This window comes from Bacillus vallismortis (assembly GCF_004116955.1).
Classification (GTDB): domain Bacteria; phylum Bacillota; class Bacilli; order Bacillales; family Bacillaceae; genus Bacillus; species Bacillus vallismortis.
Genome location: NZ_CP026362.1, coordinates 2,299,548 through 2,317,768 on the forward strand (window position 1 = coordinate 2,299,548; position 18,221 = coordinate 2,317,768).

Annotated in this window: 18 protein-coding genes; 2 read left to right on the plus strand and 16 right to left on the minus strand. The window is 44.0% G+C overall.

What is annotated here, in order from left to right; genetic code table 11:
- Nucleotides 1–14: 14 nt before the first annotated feature.
- The 7 genes from BV11031_RS12435 to fabH form a co-directional block, all read right to left on the minus strand.
- On the minus strand, nt 15–965 hold the full coding sequence (locus tag BV11031_RS12435; RefSeq protein ID WP_010329371.1) for an ABC transporter permease: 951 nt from the start codon (nt 963–965) through the stop codon (nt 15–17).
- 74 nt (nt 966–1,039) lie between these two features.
- Nucleotides 1,040–2,668, minus strand: coding sequence for a peptide-binding protein (locus BV11031_RS12440; RefSeq protein WP_010329370.1), 1,629 nt, complete (start codon nt 2,666–2,668; stop codon nt 1,040–1,042).
- Between the two features lie 87 nt (nt 2,669–2,755).
- On the minus strand, nt 2,756–3,745 hold the full coding sequence (gene appF / locus BV11031_RS12445; RefSeq protein WP_010329369.1) for an oligopeptide ABC transporter ATP-binding protein AppF: 990 nt from the start codon (nt 3,743–3,745) through the stop codon (nt 2,756–2,758).
- Nucleotides 3,742–4,728: an oligopeptide ABC transporter ATP-binding protein AppD gene (gene appD, locus BV11031_RS12450; RefSeq protein WP_010329368.1), complete on the minus strand. Its 987-nt coding sequence runs from the start codon at nt 4,726–4,728 to the stop codon at nt 3,742–3,744. Before appD ends, appF begins: the two co-directional genes overlap by 4 nt.
- Before the next feature lie 190 nt (nt 4,729–4,918).
- Nucleotides 4,919–5,704: a DUF2268 domain-containing putative Zn-dependent protease gene (locus BV11031_RS12455; protein WP_010329367.1), complete on the minus strand. Its 786-nt coding sequence runs from the start codon at nt 5,702–5,704 to the stop codon at nt 4,919–4,921.
- Between the two features lie 75 nt (nt 5,705–5,779).
- Nucleotides 5,780–7,021 (minus strand): beta-ketoacyl-ACP synthase II, encoded by a 1,242-nt coding sequence (fabF, locus tag BV11031_RS12460; RefSeq protein WP_010329366.1) that lies wholly within the window; start codon nt 7,019–7,021, stop codon nt 5,780–5,782.
- Nucleotides 7,022–7,043: 22 nt separating this feature from the next.
- The gene (gene fabH / locus BV11031_RS12465; protein WP_010329365.1) at nt 7,044–7,982 is read right to left on the minus strand and encodes a beta-ketoacyl-ACP synthase III; all 939 of its coding nucleotides are present in this window, start codon (nt 7,980–7,982) and stop codon (nt 7,044–7,046) included.
- A gap of 188 nt (nt 7,983–8,170) precedes the next feature.
- On the opposite strand from fabH, the gene BV11031_RS12470 reads away from it, so the two are divergent.
- On the plus strand, nt 8,171–8,374 hold the full coding sequence (locus tag BV11031_RS12470) for a hypothetical protein (RefSeq protein ID WP_082246335.1): 204 nt from the start codon (nt 8,171–8,173) through the stop codon (nt 8,372–8,374).
- Between the two features lie 29 nt (nt 8,375–8,403).
- On the opposite strand, the gene comZ is transcribed toward BV11031_RS12470, so the two are convergent.
- From comZ to BV11031_RS12490, 4 genes are all read right to left on the minus strand, one after another.
- Complete coding sequence (gene comZ / locus BV11031_RS12475) at nt 8,404–8,595, minus strand: ComG operon transcriptional repressor ComZ (protein WP_010329363.1); 192 nt, start codon at nt 8,593–8,595, stop codon at nt 8,404–8,406.
- Between the two features lie 14 nt (nt 8,596–8,609).
- Complete coding sequence (med, locus tag BV11031_RS12480) at nt 8,610–9,563, minus strand: transcriptional regulator Med (protein ID WP_010329362.1); 954 nt, start codon at nt 9,561–9,563, stop codon at nt 8,610–8,612.
- A 90-nt stretch (nt 9,564–9,653) separates the two neighbouring features.
- Nucleotides 9,654–10,205, minus strand: a complete 552-nt coding sequence (locus BV11031_RS12485; RefSeq protein WP_010329361.1) for a hypothetical protein — start codon at nt 10,203–10,205, stop codon at nt 9,654–9,656.
- 80 nt (nt 10,206–10,285) lie between these two features.
- Nucleotides 10,286–11,020 carry a lipase family protein gene (locus tag BV11031_RS12490; protein ID WP_010329360.1) on the minus strand — a complete coding sequence of 245 codons (735 nt, stop codon included), beginning with the start codon at nt 11,018–11,020 and terminating at the stop codon, nt 10,286–10,288.
- 247 nt (nt 11,021–11,267) lie between these two features.
- Between BV11031_RS12490 and BV11031_RS12495 the strand changes: the two genes are divergently transcribed.
- A complete protein-coding gene (locus BV11031_RS12495; protein WP_010329359.1) occupies nt 11,268–11,462 on the plus strand; it encodes a YjzD family protein in 195 nt (64 codons plus the stop codon).
- Between the two features lie 48 nt (nt 11,463–11,510).
- On the opposite strand, the gene BV11031_RS12500 is transcribed toward BV11031_RS12495, so the two are convergent.
- The 5 genes from BV11031_RS12500 to BV11031_RS12520 form a co-directional block, all read right to left on the minus strand.
- On the minus strand, nt 11,511–11,690 hold the full coding sequence (locus tag BV11031_RS12500; protein ID WP_010329358.1) for a YjzC family protein: 180 nt from the start codon (nt 11,688–11,690) through the stop codon (nt 11,511–11,513).
- A gap of 123 nt (nt 11,691–11,813) precedes the next feature.
- Nucleotides 11,814–12,964, minus strand: a protein-coding gene (locus BV11031_RS12505) for an IS3 family transposase (RefSeq protein WP_128568211.1) whose coding sequence is annotated in 2 segments (ribosomal slippage) — nt 11,814–12,691 and nt 12,691–12,964 — 1,152 coding nt in all. Because the reading frame shifts where the segments join, the coding sequence is not laid out codon by codon here.
- Between the two features lie 99 nt (nt 12,965–13,063).
- Nucleotides 13,064–14,023 (minus strand): ornithine carbamoyltransferase, encoded by a 960-nt coding sequence (gene argF / locus BV11031_RS12510; protein WP_010329357.1) that lies wholly within the window; start codon nt 14,021–14,023, stop codon nt 13,064–13,066.
- Nucleotides 14,011–17,103, minus strand: a complete 3,093-nt coding sequence (locus BV11031_RS12515) for a carbamoyl-phosphate synthase (glutamine-hydrolyzing) large subunit (RefSeq protein WP_010329356.1) — start codon at nt 17,101–17,103, stop codon at nt 14,011–14,013. Before BV11031_RS12515 ends, argF begins: the two co-directional genes overlap by 13 nt.
- On the minus strand, nt 17,096–18,157 hold the full coding sequence (locus tag BV11031_RS12520) for a carbamoyl phosphate synthase small subunit (RefSeq protein WP_010329355.1): 1,062 nt from the start codon (nt 18,155–18,157) through the stop codon (nt 17,096–17,098). Before BV11031_RS12520 ends, BV11031_RS12515 begins: the two co-directional genes overlap by 8 nt.
- Nucleotides 18,158–18,221: the final 64 nt, after the last annotated feature.

Sequence of the window (18,221 nt, forward strand, 5' to 3'; positions counted from 1 at the left end):
TGCGTCTCCCCCTTTTAATATTCAATACGCGGATCAACTAAAGCATACAAAATATCCGCAATTAAGTTACCCAGTACAACCAAAACAGCAGAAATAACAGTCATGGCCATAATAACCGGATAATCTCGCGAGAATGCCGAATCAATAAATAACTTGCCTAATCCCGGCCAAGTAAAAATCTGCTCAACCACGACAGCACCACCAATAAATGATGGAATCATCAATCCGAAAATTGTAATAACAGGCAGAAGTCCATTTCTCAAGCCATGTTTGAAAATAACTTTATTTTCTTTAAACCCTTTTGACCGAGCTGTTCTTATATAATCTTGCTTTAATACATCGAGCATACTTGAACGTGTATATCGAGTAATACCGGCCATATCAGCAGTTGCTAAAACAAATGCAGGCAAAATTATATGATGGAGCCTGTCAAGTATGCTAAAGTCAGCGTTTAATGTGCTGACGCCCCCTGTAGGAAACCAGCCGAGATTTACAGAAAGAATCATGATAAGAATTAATCCGAACCAGAAATTTGGTATTGCCAGTCCTAAAAATGATGTGACAGTAATCCCATAATCAAGTTTAGAATAAGGGCGTTTTGCGGAAAGAACTCCGAAAGGAATTGAAATCAGAAGAGCAACAAGAGTTGAAAACACCATAAGCACCAAAGTATTCGGTAAACGTGAAAGGATTAGATCAGAAACTGGTGTACCCTTTTTCACAATAGATGTCCCAAAGTCACCTTGAAGCATATTTCCTAGCCATTTTAAGTATTGAACAGGTTCCGGGTCATTGAGTCCATACTTTTCAATAAATTTCGCTCTGTCAGCCTGACTGATTGTTGGATCCATCATTAGTGACATCGGGTCACCCGGTGCCGCTTTCATTATCGCAAATGATAATATTGTAATGCCTAAAAGAATTGGCAGAGACATTAATGTTCGACGAACAATATATGTAACCATATTCTTGTCCCCTTTTCTAAAATAGGATAAAGAGGAAAGGATGCAGGATCCTCACCTCTCTAGGGATTTCATTATTATTGTTCAAGCCACCATTTTTCAATATGATATAAGTCATTTTTGGGATGGAATACATAGCCATGCATGTTTGTCGGAATTGCCCTGTGATAATTGTAATAAAACAGGAATGAATAAGGCTGATCCTCTGCAATCAATTTATAGATTTCTTCATATTTTTTCTGATATTCTTTTCTGTCTGTAATTGATTTAGCTTCTTCTAAAAGTTTATCGACTTTAGGATTCTTATACCATATGTTGTTTAATCCGTTCTTAGATTGACTGGAGTGGAAAATCGAAAATTGATCTGGGAATGTAGCCAAGCTCCATCCTAGAAGTAATGCATCATAATCCCAATTCGGTGCGCTTGTTTGTTCAATAAGAGCACTAAATTCTACTATTTGTGGTTTTGCTTCAATTCCTACTTCTTTAAGTTGCTGCTGAACGACAACTGCTAAATCTTCCCGCATCTTATTCCCTTGGTTCGTTTTAATCGTAAATGAGAATTTCTTTCCATCCTTATCAAGGTAACCGTCTCCGTCTGTATCTTTCCATCCCGCTTCTTTCAATAGTTTCTTAGCTTTTTTAGGATTGTAATCAAATGTAGGTACATCACTTTTCGGGTAATTCCAAGATAGCGGACTTTCAGGAACGTTTGCAACTTCACCATCACCGTTTAACACCTGATCTACCATTGCTTTTCGATCAAGTGCATGCGTAAGAGCTTGGCGGACTTTTTTGTCTTTAAATAATTCATTTTTCTCATTCCAACCAATGTAACTGTAGTTCAAACCAAGATCTGATTTAACTTCTACATTATCAAATGTCTTGACTGTCTCGAAATCAGTACCTGGAACAACAAAGAAATCAATATCTCCAGCCTTTAACTGCGCAACAGCTGCATTTGAATCCGGGATCGTTTTTACTGTAACTGTATCTAAATAAGGTCTTCCGCCGTAATAATCTTCATTGGCTTCAAGTTTTACATAATCTCCTTTTTTCCATTCAGCAAACTTGAATGGACCCGAGCCAATTGGATTCTTCCTATTAAACTCATTTTCGCCTAATTCTGAAACTGGCACTTTCCCTAAAATGTGTTTAGGCAGAATACCGTAACTATCTAAAACAACATTGTAAAAATACGCATCCTTTTTCTTTAGTTTAAATTCAACTTCATAATCACCTTTTTTCGTCACTGACTCAAGTGACTCAAAACCCGATCCGCGTTCACCATTATAATCTTTATTTAAGGGGATGCTGTATGTGAAAACAACATCATCCGCTGTAAGCTCTTTTCCGTCATGAAATTTTACACCTTTTCTAATCTTGACATTATAAGTCAGTCCATCCTTGGATTCCGTCACTTTCTCGGCTAGCGCAGGCTTCACATTTAATTTTTCATCTGTTTCTAATAATGTGCTATAGATCATCCCTTCAATATCTGAACTGGAGACATCTGTTGAATAAAGTGGATTAAACAAAGTTGGCTCCCCAGTTGAACCCACAACCAAATCCCCGCCTTGCTGCGGTTTTCCGTTTGATTTTTTCTCGCTGCTGCTGCTCGATTTTGATCCGGAGCAGGCTGATAAAAAGATGGCCAGAACCATCAATACACTTAGCATCATCAGTGCGGTTTTCCGTCTTTTCATTCAATATTCCCCCTCTTGAAATGTTCGTTCTTCTAAGCTGTTGTTTATGTAGTGTGCATACCCCCTCTCAAAGCTGTGCGGGCAACATTAGCTATAAAGGTGACAAGCCACAAAGTGGCTGGGAGCAGCTTCTTTGAATTCTGGTATTTGTTCCTTGCATATTGGCTTTGCAACAGGGCATCTCGTATGGAAAACGCAGCCTTTTGGCGGATTGGCCGGACTCGGCAGTTCTCCCTTCAGGACGATGCGTTCGCGTTTGACAGATCCTATTCTTCTTGTAACCGGAACGGACGATAGAAGAGCTTGCGTGTAAGGATGTAGCGGATTGTCATATAACTCGTGCTTTCCGGCCAGTTCCATCATTTTGCCGAGATACATGACTCCGACTCTGTCGCTGATATGGCGGACAACACTTAGGTCATGAGAGATAAATAGATACGTTAGATTAAATTCTTCCTGTAATTCCTCCATTAAGTTAATCACTTGGGCCTGAATGGATACATCAAGTGCGGAAACCGGCTCATCTGCGATGATCAGCTCCGGATTCAATGTAAGCGCTCTGGCGATCCCGATCCGCTGACGCTGGCCGCCGGAAAATTCATGGGGGTAACGGTTGGCAAACGACGGGTGAAGGCCTACTCTCGCAAGCAGTTCTTCGACTTTCTCGTTTCGTTCCCGCATCGTATACATGTGGTGCGTATGTAACGGCTCCTTAATGATAGAACGCAGCGTTTTTCTTGGATTCAAAGATGCAAACGGATCTTGGAAAACCATTTGAATATTTTTGCGGACACTTTTTCGCAGCTTTTCTTCTGACAGGTTGGAAATATCCTGCCCCTTAAAAAGAATTTGGCCTTCTGTCGGTTTGTACAGCCTGATCATCGTCCTGCCGGCAGTCGATTTCCCGCAGCCTGATTCTCCAACGATTCCGAGGGTTTCTCCTTTTTTCAGCGAAAAGGAAACACCGTCCACCGCTTTTACATCGCCGACTTTTCTTTGAAAAAAGCCTGAGCGGATCGGGAAGTATTTTTTCACGTCACGAAGTTCTAAGATTGTTTCTTGATTAGCTGCTGTCATGATTGTTCGGCACCCTCTTCCTCATATAAAAAACATCTCACCGTTCTTCCGCTTTTGTGCGTCAAAAGCGAAGGCTGATTTGACCAGCATTTATCCATGGTTTTCGGACACCTTGGGGCAAATCGGCACCCCGGCGGAAGGTTATCTGGTGTCGGCACGCTGCCTTTAATCGCGTTTAATTTATCAATCTCTCCATCTATGACGGGAATCGACGTAAGCAGGCCTTCTGTGTAAGGATGAAGCGGTTCTAAAAATAAGTCGTCGACAGCGGCATTTTCTACGACTTGTCCGCAGTACATGACAATGACTCTGTCGGCTGCTTCCGACACGACACCTAAGTCGTGTGTGATGAGAAGGATCGACGTGTTGAACTTCTGACAGAGATCTTTCATGAGCTCGAGAACTTGGGCTTGTATTGTCACATCCAGCGCTGTCGTCGGCTCATCGGCAATGAGCAGTTTAGGATTGCAGCTGAGTGCGATGGCAATCATCACCCTCTGCCTCATTCCGCCGGACAGCCGATGCGGATACTCCTTCATCATTTGCTCGGCCCGGGAGAAACCGACCATCTGCAAGAGCTCAACAGCTTTTTGGCGCGCTTCTTTTTTCTTCATGTTTTTATGGTAAACCAGCACTTCGGTAATTTGTTCTCCGATTGTTAACACCGGATTAAGGGAGGTCATTGGCTCCTGAAAAATCATGGATACTTCGTTTCCGCGGATTTTGCAAAAGTCATTTTCAGTGAATGAGGTGAGGTCTTTGTCTTCGAGTTTAATAGAGCCGTCCATGATTTTTCCGCCGGCGCTTTGGACGAGGCCCATAATGGATAAAGAAGTAATGCTTTTTCCGGAGCCCGATTCACCTACAAGCGCGACGGTTTCGCCTTTGTTGATGTGAAAATCGACTCCGTCAACCGCAGGGATCGGCTCCTTTTTCCTAAAAAAATAAGTCTTTAAATTATTCACTTCTAAAAGTGTGCTCATGCTAGCTCCCCTTTCCCCCTCTTGTTGTCAAACATTTTCAAGAGAAAGCAATCCCTTTATTCAGAAATAATAAATAATATTGAATAATCGAAAAATTTTATAGTTGTATATTATTACAATCATTTTGCAAAATCAAGAATTTTTTAGGATAAATGTAATATTATTAACGAAATTCCATTATTTTATTCTTTTAAAGCGTTGCATTCAAAAAGGTTTCGGCGGGAATGGACAGCCCGTCTGCCGTGTTTGCTTTGTTTGCGGTTAAATATTTTTTTACAATATTGAATCCGACTGCGTATCCAAGCATTTTAGGATGATATCCTTTTCCGAATAACAGCTGTGAAAATAAACGGTTTTCCCGTTTGATATCCAAGTTGGGTGCGATTTTTTTCTCGTATAAAGCCTGCAGCTGCTTTTCGGTATACCAAGATGTCCATTCAGCCGTTTGACTTCGGCCGAACCTCTCATAAACAGCATATTCTGCCAGCCCCTCCATGATGATTGTATCAAGCAATGTGACATCCTTTTCCTCTTTTGTCAGATGATCTAACCGGCAAACGTGATGATATTCATGTGTCATTAGGGCAGAGACTGACGCAAAATCCAACTCTGACGAGAGAAAGAGGAACATCTTATCTTGAAAGGCGAGTCCTGATTTTGAGCCGAATTCTAAACGAATTGTTCTGTTTCGCACGTCAACCGGAAGCGGGACAATTGGTACATCAGGACCTTTCCATTTGTTTTTCAGATACTGTTCTTCCTTTTGAATATGCTCGTAAAACCCTTTTTCTTTCAGCTTGGAAGCTGTATCGCTGCCTTCTTTTATGTTTTTAAACATTCCATGATGCTGAAGGTGCCCCAAAATGCCTTTCCAGTCCTTTTTTTCAATCCCTGAAAAAAGCGGGACAATGTAATGCGCCAAATCATTTATTGAAGCAGCCTGGCTAAGCCAGCTATATGTTTGTTCCACACTCATGTGATCGCCTCCTCTTTTTATCCTATGCGCGCAAAAAAAACCGGCTACCCTTTAAGGGCAGCCGGTTTGGCGTAGTTATGATTGGTATTTCTTAAAGATCAATGTGGCATTATGTCCGCCGAATCCCAATGAGTTGCTGAGAACATAATTGAGATCCTGTCTGCGGGCTTCATCAGGCACATAATCTAAATCGCATTCTTCGTCAGGTGTTTCAATATTGATTGTCGGCGGGATCGTACCTTCTTTAATGGCAAGCACAGAGAAAATCGCTTCAATACCGCCAGCTGCTCCTAAGAGGTGGCCTGTCATCGATTTTGTAGAGCTTACCGCAAGTTTATGCGCATGCTCGCCGAAAACGGTTTTGATTGCCATTGTTTCGTATTTGTCATTGTAATACGTGCTTGTTCCGTGAGCATTGATATAATCAATGTCTTCAGGAAAAATGTCCGCATCTTTAATGGCTTCTTGCATCGCTCTCGCTCCGCCTTCACCGTCTTGGGCCGGAGCTGTGATATGATAAGCGTCTCCCGTTGAGCCATAGCCTACAATTTCTCCGTAAATCTTAGCGCCGCGGGCCAGAGCGTGCTCAAGCTCTTCAAGAACAACAATCCCTGCGCCTTCACCCATGACAAAGCCATCACGGTTTTTGTCGAACGGACGGCTTGCTGTTTTCGGATCTGGATTAGTAGACAGCGCTTTGTTTGCGCTGAATCCCGCGAATGACATTCTTGTCAGCGGCGCTTCTGTTCCGCCTGTGACCATTACGTCAGCATCGCCGCGCTGAATGACTTTAAACGCGTCACCGATAGAGTTTGTTCCTGTAGCGCATGCTGTAACCGTACAAGAGTTGACCCCTTTTGCTCCTAATGCAATAGAAATCTGGCCTGTCGCCATATCAGGAATCATCATTGGCACGAAAAACGGGCTGACCCGTCTTGGGCCTTTCGTTAAGAAGATTTCAAATTGTGACTCTAGTGTTTCAAGCCCTCCGATACCGGAGCCTACCCAAACACCGACTCTCGGCGCGATCTCATCGGTAATGTTAAGATCCGCGTCTTCAACCGCCATTTTTGCAGCTACGACCGCATATTGTGTGAAGCGGTCCATTTTTCTGGCTTCTTTTTTATCCATATAATCTTCAACATTGAAGTCTTTTAATTCAGCGGCTACTTTCGCCGGATATTCTTCAGCATCAACACGAGTGATCGGACCGATTCCGGACACACCGTTGATTGCGTTATTCCAACTTGTATCAACGTCGTTGCCAAGCGGAGATAATGCTCCAAGTCCTGTAACAACTACTCTTTTTTTACTCATCTTGTGTGCACCTCACCTTTTTTTAGCGGCCCCAGCGGATTGCAATGGCGCCCCATGTTAATCCTCCGCCGAATCCTACCATGACGACCACATCGCCGTCTTTGATTTTACCGGCTTCCAATTCCTCTACAAGAGAGATCGGAATGGATGCGGCAGAAGTATTTCCATATTTATGAACTGTTTTGGACATCTTTTCGACAGGAAGCTCTAAACGCTCGCGAGCGGCTTCCATGATGCGGATATTCGCCTGATGCGGAATCAAAAAGTCGACGTCCTCTTTTGAGAGTCCGGCTTTTTCAATCACATTTACACATGATTCTCCCATTTGGCGGACTGCAAATTTGAAAACTTCTCGTCCATTCATGATTGTATGTCCTTTTTCATTAAGATACAAGTGCTGACCGCCTGTGCCGTCTGCACCTAGCTCAAATGAAAGGATCCCTCTGTCATCGCTGACCGGGCCGACTACCGCAGCGCCTGCTCCATCTCCAAACAGAACGGCTGTATTGCGGTCTTCCCAGTCTGTAATGCTTGAGAGCTTTTCTACACCAACAACAAGAACATGCTTGTAGGTTCCGGATTCAATAAATTGTTTACCGGTTACAACCCCGTACATGAAGCCCGCACAAGCCGCGCTGATATCCATAGCGCACGCTTTTTTCGCGCCGAGCTCTTCTTGAATCATACAAGAAACCGTAGGGAATGACTGATCAGGTGTAACAGTCGCAACCAGAATCATATCCAGATCCTCTGCTGCCACTTCGGCTTGTTCCAGCGCTTTTTTCGCCGCTGCAACAGCCATATGTGATGAATACACATCATCTGCGGCAATTCTTCTTTCTTCTATTCCTGTTCTGGTACGAATCCACTCGTCAGAAGTTTCAACCATTTTTTCAAGGTCATGATTTGTTAAAACTTTCTCGGGAATATAACGTCCAACACCAAGTATTCCAGCTTTCATAAGGGAAGACTCCTTTATATTGTAAATTTAGAAGATCAATCAGGTTGTGATCAATTATTAGTATCAGGTACTAATTCTATCCTATTTTTTTTCACATGGCAATATATTCGTCTAAACTATCAGTTCATCTTATTCATAGAGTATTGTATATAGAAAGGAGGCGTACGCAGTTGGATGTGTTTTCAAAGATGATGTTCGGCGATTCCGCAAAACAAACAGAAGAGAAGGAAGAGCAGCAAGAGGAGGTATCCCAGACGAACGAAGAAGAGACGTTTCATTACATGCATATTATGGACCAAATCGGTTCAATTATGAACTCTATTGATCAAATCAAGCCCGCTTTAAAGGAGCTTGCGCCTATGATTTCCGCTATTAAAAAGAAAATCATGTGAAAAGCCACTTTCGAAAAAGTGGCTCCTTCTTATTCGGTTTCAGATTTCGCGTCAGACTTGCCAAGCTCATAAGCTTCAGCCATTACCGTGGTAAATAGATTCATAAATGGCTGTATGGCCTCCATTGACAGCTCAATGCCTGATTTTTCAAGCTGTTCTTTCGCTTCAGGCAAGTATTTCATGGCAATTTGCAAGAACTCCATGGATTTTTCATGTTGCATATGACGTCACTCCATTATTCGTTTTTTGGCAGTTCGCCTGTTTTGTTGTACGTTTTGATCAGCCTGTCGATTCTTTGCTGAAAGTCTTTATCGACAAGCGGGCTGAATGTTCCCATTTCAACAACGCCGGTTTTCAGGTCGTAGTAATGGTCGCCGCCTTCAAGGGAGCCTTTGTCGAATTGCTCAGCGATGATTTCATAGGCCTTGTCCACATTTTGCACCGTGCTGGTTAACACGGTATTTTCGCCCAGTTCTGATTGATCTGTGACGTAGCCGATGGCATAAAGGCCGTCTTTTTTAATCTGCTGAATGACAGGAACATTATACCCGTCTCCGGCGGGATACACAACATCCGCGCCTTCGTTCTTCATTTTCTGATAAAGCTTTACTGCCGTCGTATCATCATCCCAATGAGCCGTATATTTCGTGTTTACTTCTATATTCGGATTTTCATATTTGGCCCCTTTGATAAAACCGTCAACCTCTGGCTGCCATGTAAAGGAAGCGATCACGCCGACCTGATTTGTTTTCGACAAATGGGCAGCCGTCATTCCTCCAAAAAAGCCCATTGCCTCGCCGCTGAAATGGACACTTGTCACATTATCCCCTTTCGCTTTCGCATTAGAAATGACAAATTCCATATCCGGATAATCTTCGCTTACCAAGTTAAACACCTCTGCGTATTCACTCCCGTGGCCATAGAGAAGATTGACGCCCCGCTTATGAAAATCATCAATCGCATTTATGATATCTTCATCTGTTTTAACGCCTTCTTTATAGTAGACGTCCACATTGTATTTTGATTGTATATTCAGTAATCCTTTATACCCTTTTGTGCCCCATACGAGGTCGTTAATCGTATCAGGAAAGAGCATGCCGACCTTCTCAATTTTTCCTTTAAACGGAGTTTGTCCACATCCGCTTAATAAAAGGAGGACAGAAAAGATCATGACAAGCCTTGTGATCAAGTCATGTTCAACTCCTTTTGACAAGCTATAACATGTATTATTTTTATACGTTTATTGTATCTAGAAAACGTGAAACATGGAAGGTGTTTCTTAATATTTGTCGAAAATTGATGAATATTGTCTTTTCCACTCGACAATTTTTGCTTTTGCTTCTTCTTTTGAGGTTTTTTCTGTGACTTGCAGATCGAAAATCTGATGATCGCGGCTTGGTTCAAGCAGGAACCTCAGCAGCTCCTCAGCGACATCGTCTGTGTAGCAGCCGTCTTCCTCGGTTTCTTCTTTCCATGGCCCATACATTTTCGGCAGGATCACCGCTTTTTCTGAACCTGTCTTTTCACGTTTTTCCCATTCTTTTCGATCTTGTTCATAGATTAATAGATAAGGAGAATCAAATTGGTCTAAAGGTAAAAAACTGCCGTATTGGATACAAATTGTATCATATTTTCGCTTACCAATACGTTCAAGCCGGCAAAAGAGTTCATTTCTCCCAAGCCACATGAGTCTTTCTTCTAAGTACATTTGTCTCATTTCATCTTCTGTTTCCGCCAGTATAACGTCAACATGTATGCCTTCATCCATCATTCGCTCGCATAATGAAAGGCCGAAAAATTCGTCCGCACCTACAATCAGTGTTGATTCCATTGCATCTGCCGCCCTTCCGGTTTTTCATTTCCAAAGCAAAACAGCCTCCGCAAAAGTGAAGGCTGTTGTTATTGTATTCTCTATAACTCTTTTTCATGCCTGTGAAAGAATTTGCAGATTGATGCATACAGTCTGCTTGGATGCTCAAACAAATGAAATGTCATGTCGACCGGCGCGCCTTGCTTCTGCTGTTTTTCCTTGAATGCCTCCGCATGTACGCTGTACGGATAGGGAGCTCCGGTCATCCGCTGCCATATATGAACCGGCACGACGCTCGAATAGCTTTCAATTGTTTTGTAACGGAACGCTTCCGCTTCTTTTTCAGAAATTCCGTAGCTTTCCGATACCTCTTTCAAAAATTGCTTATAGAAAAATTTATTTTCTTTTTCTGATTCATAATGTGCCTGAAGATCGAGACAAGGATTCAACATTGCGGCTGAGCGGATATGATCCGGGGAAAAACGAAGCAATTCATTGGCCGTGAGAGCACCCATGCCCTCTGCTAAAATATGAATCTTCGGATTGAGGATTTCCTGCTTCAGAACGGAATGTATCAGCTGTTTGGCATAGGCGACCGCTTTTTCCGCGCCCCAATGCCTTCCGTACAGATTGCTGTTAAAAAGAGTATATCCTTCATCCCTCAGCATGTTCAGAAGCTGGTTTCTGCCGTAATGCTGCAGCCAAAAGCTAGAATCATTCCCGACAAAGTGGGTTCTGTCCCCCAAGATAAAAATGCCGAAGCCGTTTGGGCGATAGGGCAAATGAATCACATTCTGCTCCGTTCCCAATTGAAAGTATCTTTCCGTTATTCCCATCGCTTGCCCGCCTCCTTTCACACTTCATCTCACGCTATCTTATGTAAAAAGAAACGAAACGAATAAGGTAAAGTCCTAGCCTTTATCAGTTTTGGCTATTATACCATTTGATGATCTTTTTATTGGATTTAAACCGTATCGAATCAGGTATTTTGTCTTCTCATTTTCTTTTAAAATTGGATTCCCCCTTCGCTTTTTGTATGGTATGATAGCTTTTAGAATAGACTGAGAAGGACGAGGTGGAAACGTGCGATATATTATTGCCTTTATTTGGACGTTCCTTTTATCACATATGGCATGCTACTTGATTGCCAGCATGAACAGTGTTGCATATCAATTCAATGAATTCAAAACATCATCTGTCATTGCTGTTATCCTGTATGTCTTGATCATGGTTTTAGCGGAAATCATGCCTATGAACAAAAATGCCGACCAGCATTAAAAATGCGAAAAACCCAAAACATGTCATTGTTTTGGGTTTTTTTCTTGATCACGGCTTTCTTTTGTATGTCCACAGCCGGTTGTGATTTGATGTTTCGGGGAACATTTCCCCTGCTGACAGATGGATTTTTTGCGGGTTTTTTACCATACTTCCTGTCTCGCCGATTTCAACGTAGATGCCATTGTTGGGCGCTTTCTGTCCCGGCCGGAATTGATGCTGCTGTCCCACTATTTTTCCTCCTTTTCCTTTTTGCTGTAGTATGCGCCTAAGCGGCTGTGAATATGTTGCCATCAAAAAACTGCTGAGTCTGGGGGACTGACCCCCGTTTTTAAGACAGGGATCAAAACACCATTAAACAGCCAATTGCCGATAGTTTATCGGTGATTGGTTGTTTAGTTTCGTTTGAATACGAATGTTGTTATAATAATAAATGTATTCTTTGACAGTGCGTTCTACGATGGCGGTCGTGGTTCGATCAATGCTGTTAAGATAGAACGTTTCAGACTTTAGTGAGGAATGAAACGATTCGATGGAGGCATTATCAGCGGGCGTCCCTTTGCGGGACATGCTCATGGTAATGCCTTTTGTTTTAACAGCTTTCTGATACTCGTAAGATGTATACACAGATCCTTGGTCACTATGTAACACGCAGTTCTCAGGCAGTGTTGGCAGTTGATCAAGTGTGTGTAAGACAAAGTCTGTGTCCTGCTTATCTCCAATCGTAAAAGCAATCACTTCTCCATTGTATACATCCAATATACTGGAAAGGTACAATTGCTTCTGTCCATAAGGCAAATACGTGATGTCCGTTACTAGTTTTTCAAGAGGATGATCAGACTGAAAGTTCCGATCTAATATATTATCGACCACGGCATATGGCTGCCCATTCTTCTTGCGCTTTTTCACCTTAACCCGGCACTGCCACTGATTTTTCTGCATAATACGCTGAACCGTTTTATGGTTAATACACATTCCCTTTTTTAATATGGCTGTGATTTTTCGATATCCATATCGATACTTGTGCTCTCGGCACAACGTGCCGATTTGTTTTTCCAAATGGCGTTTGGGATGATCCTTCATCAGATTCTTCTTCCAACGATAATAAGACGCCCGAGAGATACCTAAATGAATACAGATATCCTGCACGGTCATTGTGCTGTGCAATATTTCTACAAGTTCGACTGACGTTTTACTATCAACTTCCTTTCCAATTCGTTGTACTTTTTTAAAACTTCATTCTGTTGTCTCAGGTAACGATTCTCTGCCTGCAGTTTCTCTAATTCGGAAGAATACTCCGGACCTTTTCCATAAGTGTATTGCTTACCAACAGGTTGTTCAAATCGGTGTGTATCACCAGCCTTATACCATCTGACCCATGTCTTAATCTGCGTATTATTTTTGATATTCAACTCCTGCATGATCTCTTTCATAGGTACGCCTGCCAATCTCATTTCTACAGCCTTCTGTTTCACTTCAAGCGGATAACTCACTCTTGTCCCCATAGAAAAAACACCTCCAAGTCTAATTTCGGATAACAATCATCCGTATTCAAACTTGAAGGTGTTTTTATTTGTCTCATCTTATGGGGTCAGTCCCCTGGCTCAGCAGTTTTTTGATGATTCCTCTTTGTATAAAACGGCCTTCAGCAATGCTTTTTGCACATGGAGACGGTTTTCCGCCTGTTGGAATACCGCCGAATTCGGCCCGTCAATAATCTCCGCTGTCACTTCCTCTTCACGGTGCGCAGGGAGGCAGTGTAAAAATGTATAATCAGGCTTGGCATGGCTGACAAGCGCCGCATTCACCTGATAAGGGGCAAATACAGTGAGACGCTCTTGTTCTTCCGCTTCCTGCCCCATGCTTGTAAACACATCAGAATAAATCACGTCCGCGCCTTTTACAGCTTCAACCGGGTCCGCCGTAAGCGTGATAGAAGCGCCCGACTGACGCGCAGATGCTTTCGCCGCTTCCACCGCTTCATCTAACACTTCGTATCCTTTTGGCGAAGCGATCGAGATATCACAGCCCATTTTCGCGCAGCCGATCATTAATGAATGCGCCACGTTATTTCCGTCCCCGATGTACGCGACTTTCACGCCTTTAAGCTCCCCTTTTATTTCCTTTATCGTCAACAGATCCGCCAGCGCTTGGCATGGATGGTATTTATCCGTAAGTCCGTTGATGACCGGAATGTCGGCTTCTTTGGCAAGCTCCTCCACCTTTTCATGCTCAAAAGTCCGGATCATGATGGCATCCACATAGCCTGACAGCACTTTTGCCGTATCAGCGACAGTTTCACCGCGCCCCAGCTGCAGATCTTTCTGATTTAAGAAAAGAGCGCTCCCGCCCAGCTGCGCCATGCCGGCTTCGAATGAAACGCGAGTCCGTGTTGATGATTTTTCAAAAATCATCGCCAAGGTTTTGCCTTGGAAAATAGGCTGGATTTTGTTTTGCTTCAGTTCACCGGCTTCTGTGAGCAGGGCGTTTATACCCTGTTCACTAAGATCCTGTAACGTTAATAAATCTTTTCCGTATAAACTGGTTTCCGTCACTGTGTGCATGATGCCACTTCCTTTTTATAGAGATCTTTGAGAGATACAGGCTGCGCATGGCCTGAACCGCTTTGTAAAAACGCCCGCACAGTTTCTTCTTCTGTAAAGATCGTAATGCCATGCGTCATGGCTTCTAAACGTTCTTTACGCGCTTCTTCAGAGCCGCTCAGATTAATGTGGAGCGCTTTTCTTTCCTGCTCCATCCATGAGGCAAATGTCCCTTCATGAACCGTAAATCCGGCTTTTTCAGCTAACTTTTTGATATCTTCCGGCCCGTTTTGCAAATAAATGCTTCCTTTTTGCTTCCATACATGTGTATAGATTTTTTTCAAGGCGCTGTCGGCATTGTATGCAACACACATGCCTTCTCCTGTTGATTTCATTTCCGGCCCAAGCTTGACATCCACATCCTGAATCGCATGGGATGAAAAGACCGGGAACTTCACGGCAACCCCATGATGATTCTGAACTGCCGTGTTTACATCTTTTAAAGACGCTCCCGCCAGCAGGCGTGTGGCAAGCGGGATCATCGGAACGCCCATTACTTTGCTGACAACGGGAACCGTGCGGCTCGCTCTCGGGTTCACTTCAAGAACGAGAATGTTTCCATTGTCGATCACAAATTGAATGTTCATGATGCCTTTAAAAGAAAGCTTACGGACAATTTTTTGCGCGGCATCTTTTATGCCCTGCTTTAGCCCGCTTGTGATGGACGGTCCGGGAAGGATGGCAAAGCTGTCTCCCGAATGGACACCTGCCCGTTCAATATGCTCGGTATATGTCGGGATAAAGACATCTTCACCGTCGGAAATCAAATCAATTTCGACTTCTTTTCCTGACACATACTGATCAATTAAAATCGGGTACGGCATGCTATCCTCACCGTTCAGCAGCTGAGAAAGCTGAGCTTGCGAGTGAACAATAATCATGCCCATTCCGCCGATGACGTAAGATGGGCGGATCAGCACCGGATAGCCGATTTCATTTGCCTTTTCAACGGCTTCTTCTTTTGTATAAGCGATTTCTCCCTTCGCGTGGTTCAAGCCAAGCTCATCTAGAAGCTGATAGAATTGATCCCGATCCTCTAACACGTCAAGCGTTTTAAATGAGGTGCCGAGAAGGGTAATGCCTGCTTTTTCGAGCGCTTCAGCAGCATTGATCGCGGTTTGGCCGCCAAATTGTACGATTGCAAAATCAATGTTTTCCCGCTCTGCCACGTTTAAGATATGCTCCGTTGTCATTGGTTCAAAATACAGGCGGTCCGCAATTTCATAATCGGTGCTGACCGTTTCCGGGTTATTGTTCATCATGATTGTTTCAAACCCAAGCTCTTGCAGTGTCAGCACGCCATGGACGGCACTGTAATCAAATTCAACGCCTTGGCCGATCCGAATTGGGCCTGAACCAATAATCAGCGCGCGTTTTTTCTCTTTGCGGCTGATGTCCCCATCGGTCTCTCCGAAATATGTGGAGTAAAAGTAGTTTGTTTTCGCATCAAACTCTGCCGCGCATGTATCGACGATTTTGAAGGACGGTGTAATGCCCATCTCCTTGCGAAGTGCGCGCACTTCTTCTTCTGTTTGGCCAATCAGAGAGGCAATCGTTTCGTCTGAAAATCCCTTTTCCTTTGCTTTTTTCAATAATTCAAAAGAAAGATCGCTGCCCGCTTCCGTCATGCGGTTTTCCAGTTTGATGATATTGTCAAAAGTATGAAGGAAAAACGGATCAATTTTTGTTTTCGCATGAATGTCATCCATCGGCACCCTGCGGCTCAATAGCTCCATGACAACGAAAAATCTGCGGTCGTCCGGAGTGACTGCCAACTCCCATAGCGCTTCAATCGATAAGCCGCTGAGCTCTGGAAGGTGTGTGCCGGCATTTTTCAGTTCAAGGGACGCGGCTGCCTTTTGTATCGCCGCTTCTAAATTCCGTTCAATCGCCATCACTTCACCGGTGGCTTTCATTTTTGTGCCAAGCTTGCGGTCTGCGTTTTTGAATTTATCAAACGGCCAGCGCGGAAATTTGACGATCACATAGTCCAGCGCCGGTTCAAAGCTAGCGTAAGTCGAGCCTGTGAGCGGATTTTTCAGCTCATCAAGGGTGTATCCTACGGCCAGTTTCGCAGCCATCTTCGCAATTGGATAACCGGTTGCTTTAGAGGCGAGAGCCGATGACCGGCTTACCCGCGGATTGACTTCAATGACGTAATATTGCTTGCTGAATGGATCAAGCGCGAATTGAATGTTGCATCCGCCTACGACATCAAGTGCTGAAATGATCGTCAGACTTGCCGTCCGCAGCATTTGATAGTCTTCATCCGTCAATGTTTGTGACGGCGCCACAACGATAGAGTCACCTGTATGCACACCGACCGGATCGATGTTCTCCATATTGCAGACGGTAATGCATGTGTTATGGCTGTCACGCATCACTTCATATTCGATTTCTTTAAAGCCGGCAATGCTTTTTTCCACAAGGCATTGGTTGATCGGGCTAGCTAATAGCGCCTGCTTAATCATGCCAGTAAAAGCTTCTTTATCAGGAGCGATGCCTCCGCCCTTGCCGCCTAATGTGTAAGCAGGTCGGATAATGACGGGAAACCCGATCGATTCCGCAAAACGGAGGGCGTCGGCCTCGTTATCGACAATTTCACTCTCCGGCACAGGCTGGTTCAATTCGTTCATTAACGATCGGAATTTTTCCCGATCCTCTCCTTTTTGTATCGTCTCAACAGATGTGCCGAGAAGCTTGACGCCGTGCTCTTTTAAAACACCCGTTTCTTCAAGCTCCACCGCTAAATTCAAAGCGGTCTGCCCGCCTAAATTAGCTAGAAGCCCATCAGGCTGTTCTTTCTGAATGATGGCAGTCAGGCTTTCTGCTGTCAGCGGCTCAAAATAAATATCATCAGCGAAGGCTTCATCGGTCATAATGGTCGCCGGATTGTTGTTGACGAGGATTACCCGATAGCCTTCCTCCTTCAGCGCGATGCATCCTTGAGTGCCTGAATAATCAAATTCTGCCGCCTGGCCGATGATGATCGGGCCTGAGCCGATTACTAATATGCTTGAAATACTGGTGTCTTTAGGCATGGGCGATTTCTCTCCTTGCTGGTATCACATTCTTTACATAATCATCAAAAATCCATTCACTTTCCGCCGGTCCGGGATGGGCTTCCGGGTGGAATTGAACACTCATGACAGGCAGTTTTTTGTGGGAAAGCCCTTCAACTGACGTATCATTGACATGATGAAACCTGATCGTGAGCTCTTCTTGATTAATGGACTGTTCATCAACCACATAGCTGTGATTCTGGCTTGTCATGAAGACGCGCTTCGTTTCACGGTCGATGACCGGATGATTTGCTCCCCTGTGTCCGAACGGCAGCTTGAATGTATTTCCTCCGAACGCGAGCGCGATCAGCTGATGGCCGAGACAAATGCCGAGAGTCGGATAATGGCAAACGATGCTTTTGATCTTTCCTAAATACGGCTGAATGGCTTTCGGGTCTCCAGGTCCGTTCGATAACACAATGCCGTCCGGCTTGATGTCGTGTACAGCTTCCATTTGCTGATACGGCACCACGGTGACCTTGCAGCCTCGTTTGACGAGTGATGACGCGATGGACTTTTTATAGCCGAAATCAATGAGGGCGATATGTTTATGTCCGTCGCCAAATGTGCTGATTTCCTGTGCGGATGCCTGTTCTGCCACGTTTTCAGGCTGAAGGGCAATCTCAGCTGCTTCTTTAGAGGCTGTGACAGTTGCCCCCATTGTTCCGTTTGTCCGGATTTTTTTCACGACAGCCCTCGTGTCAACATGGGTCAACAGCGGAATGTTCCATTTTTGCAAATACTCCTTGAGGCTGTATACGGCTTCATGATGAGAAAAGTGATTGCACGCCTCGTAGACCACCGCGGCTTTCACTTGCGGTTTTTTGCTTTCAAAGTCCTTTTCATTAATGCCGTAGTTGCCAATCAGCGGGTAGGTAAATACGATAATCTGCCCTTTGTACGATGGATCTGTCAACACTTCTTGGTAGCCCGTCATCCCTGTAAAAAAGACCGCTTCTCCCGTGCAGCTTTCATGACTGTCCAGCTCGCCGCTGAACGCTGTTCCATCTTCTAACACTAAATAACCTTCCATCTCACAGCCCACCTCTTGATGAATAATTAATTATAAAAATGAATTTTTATGCTATTTTACCGAA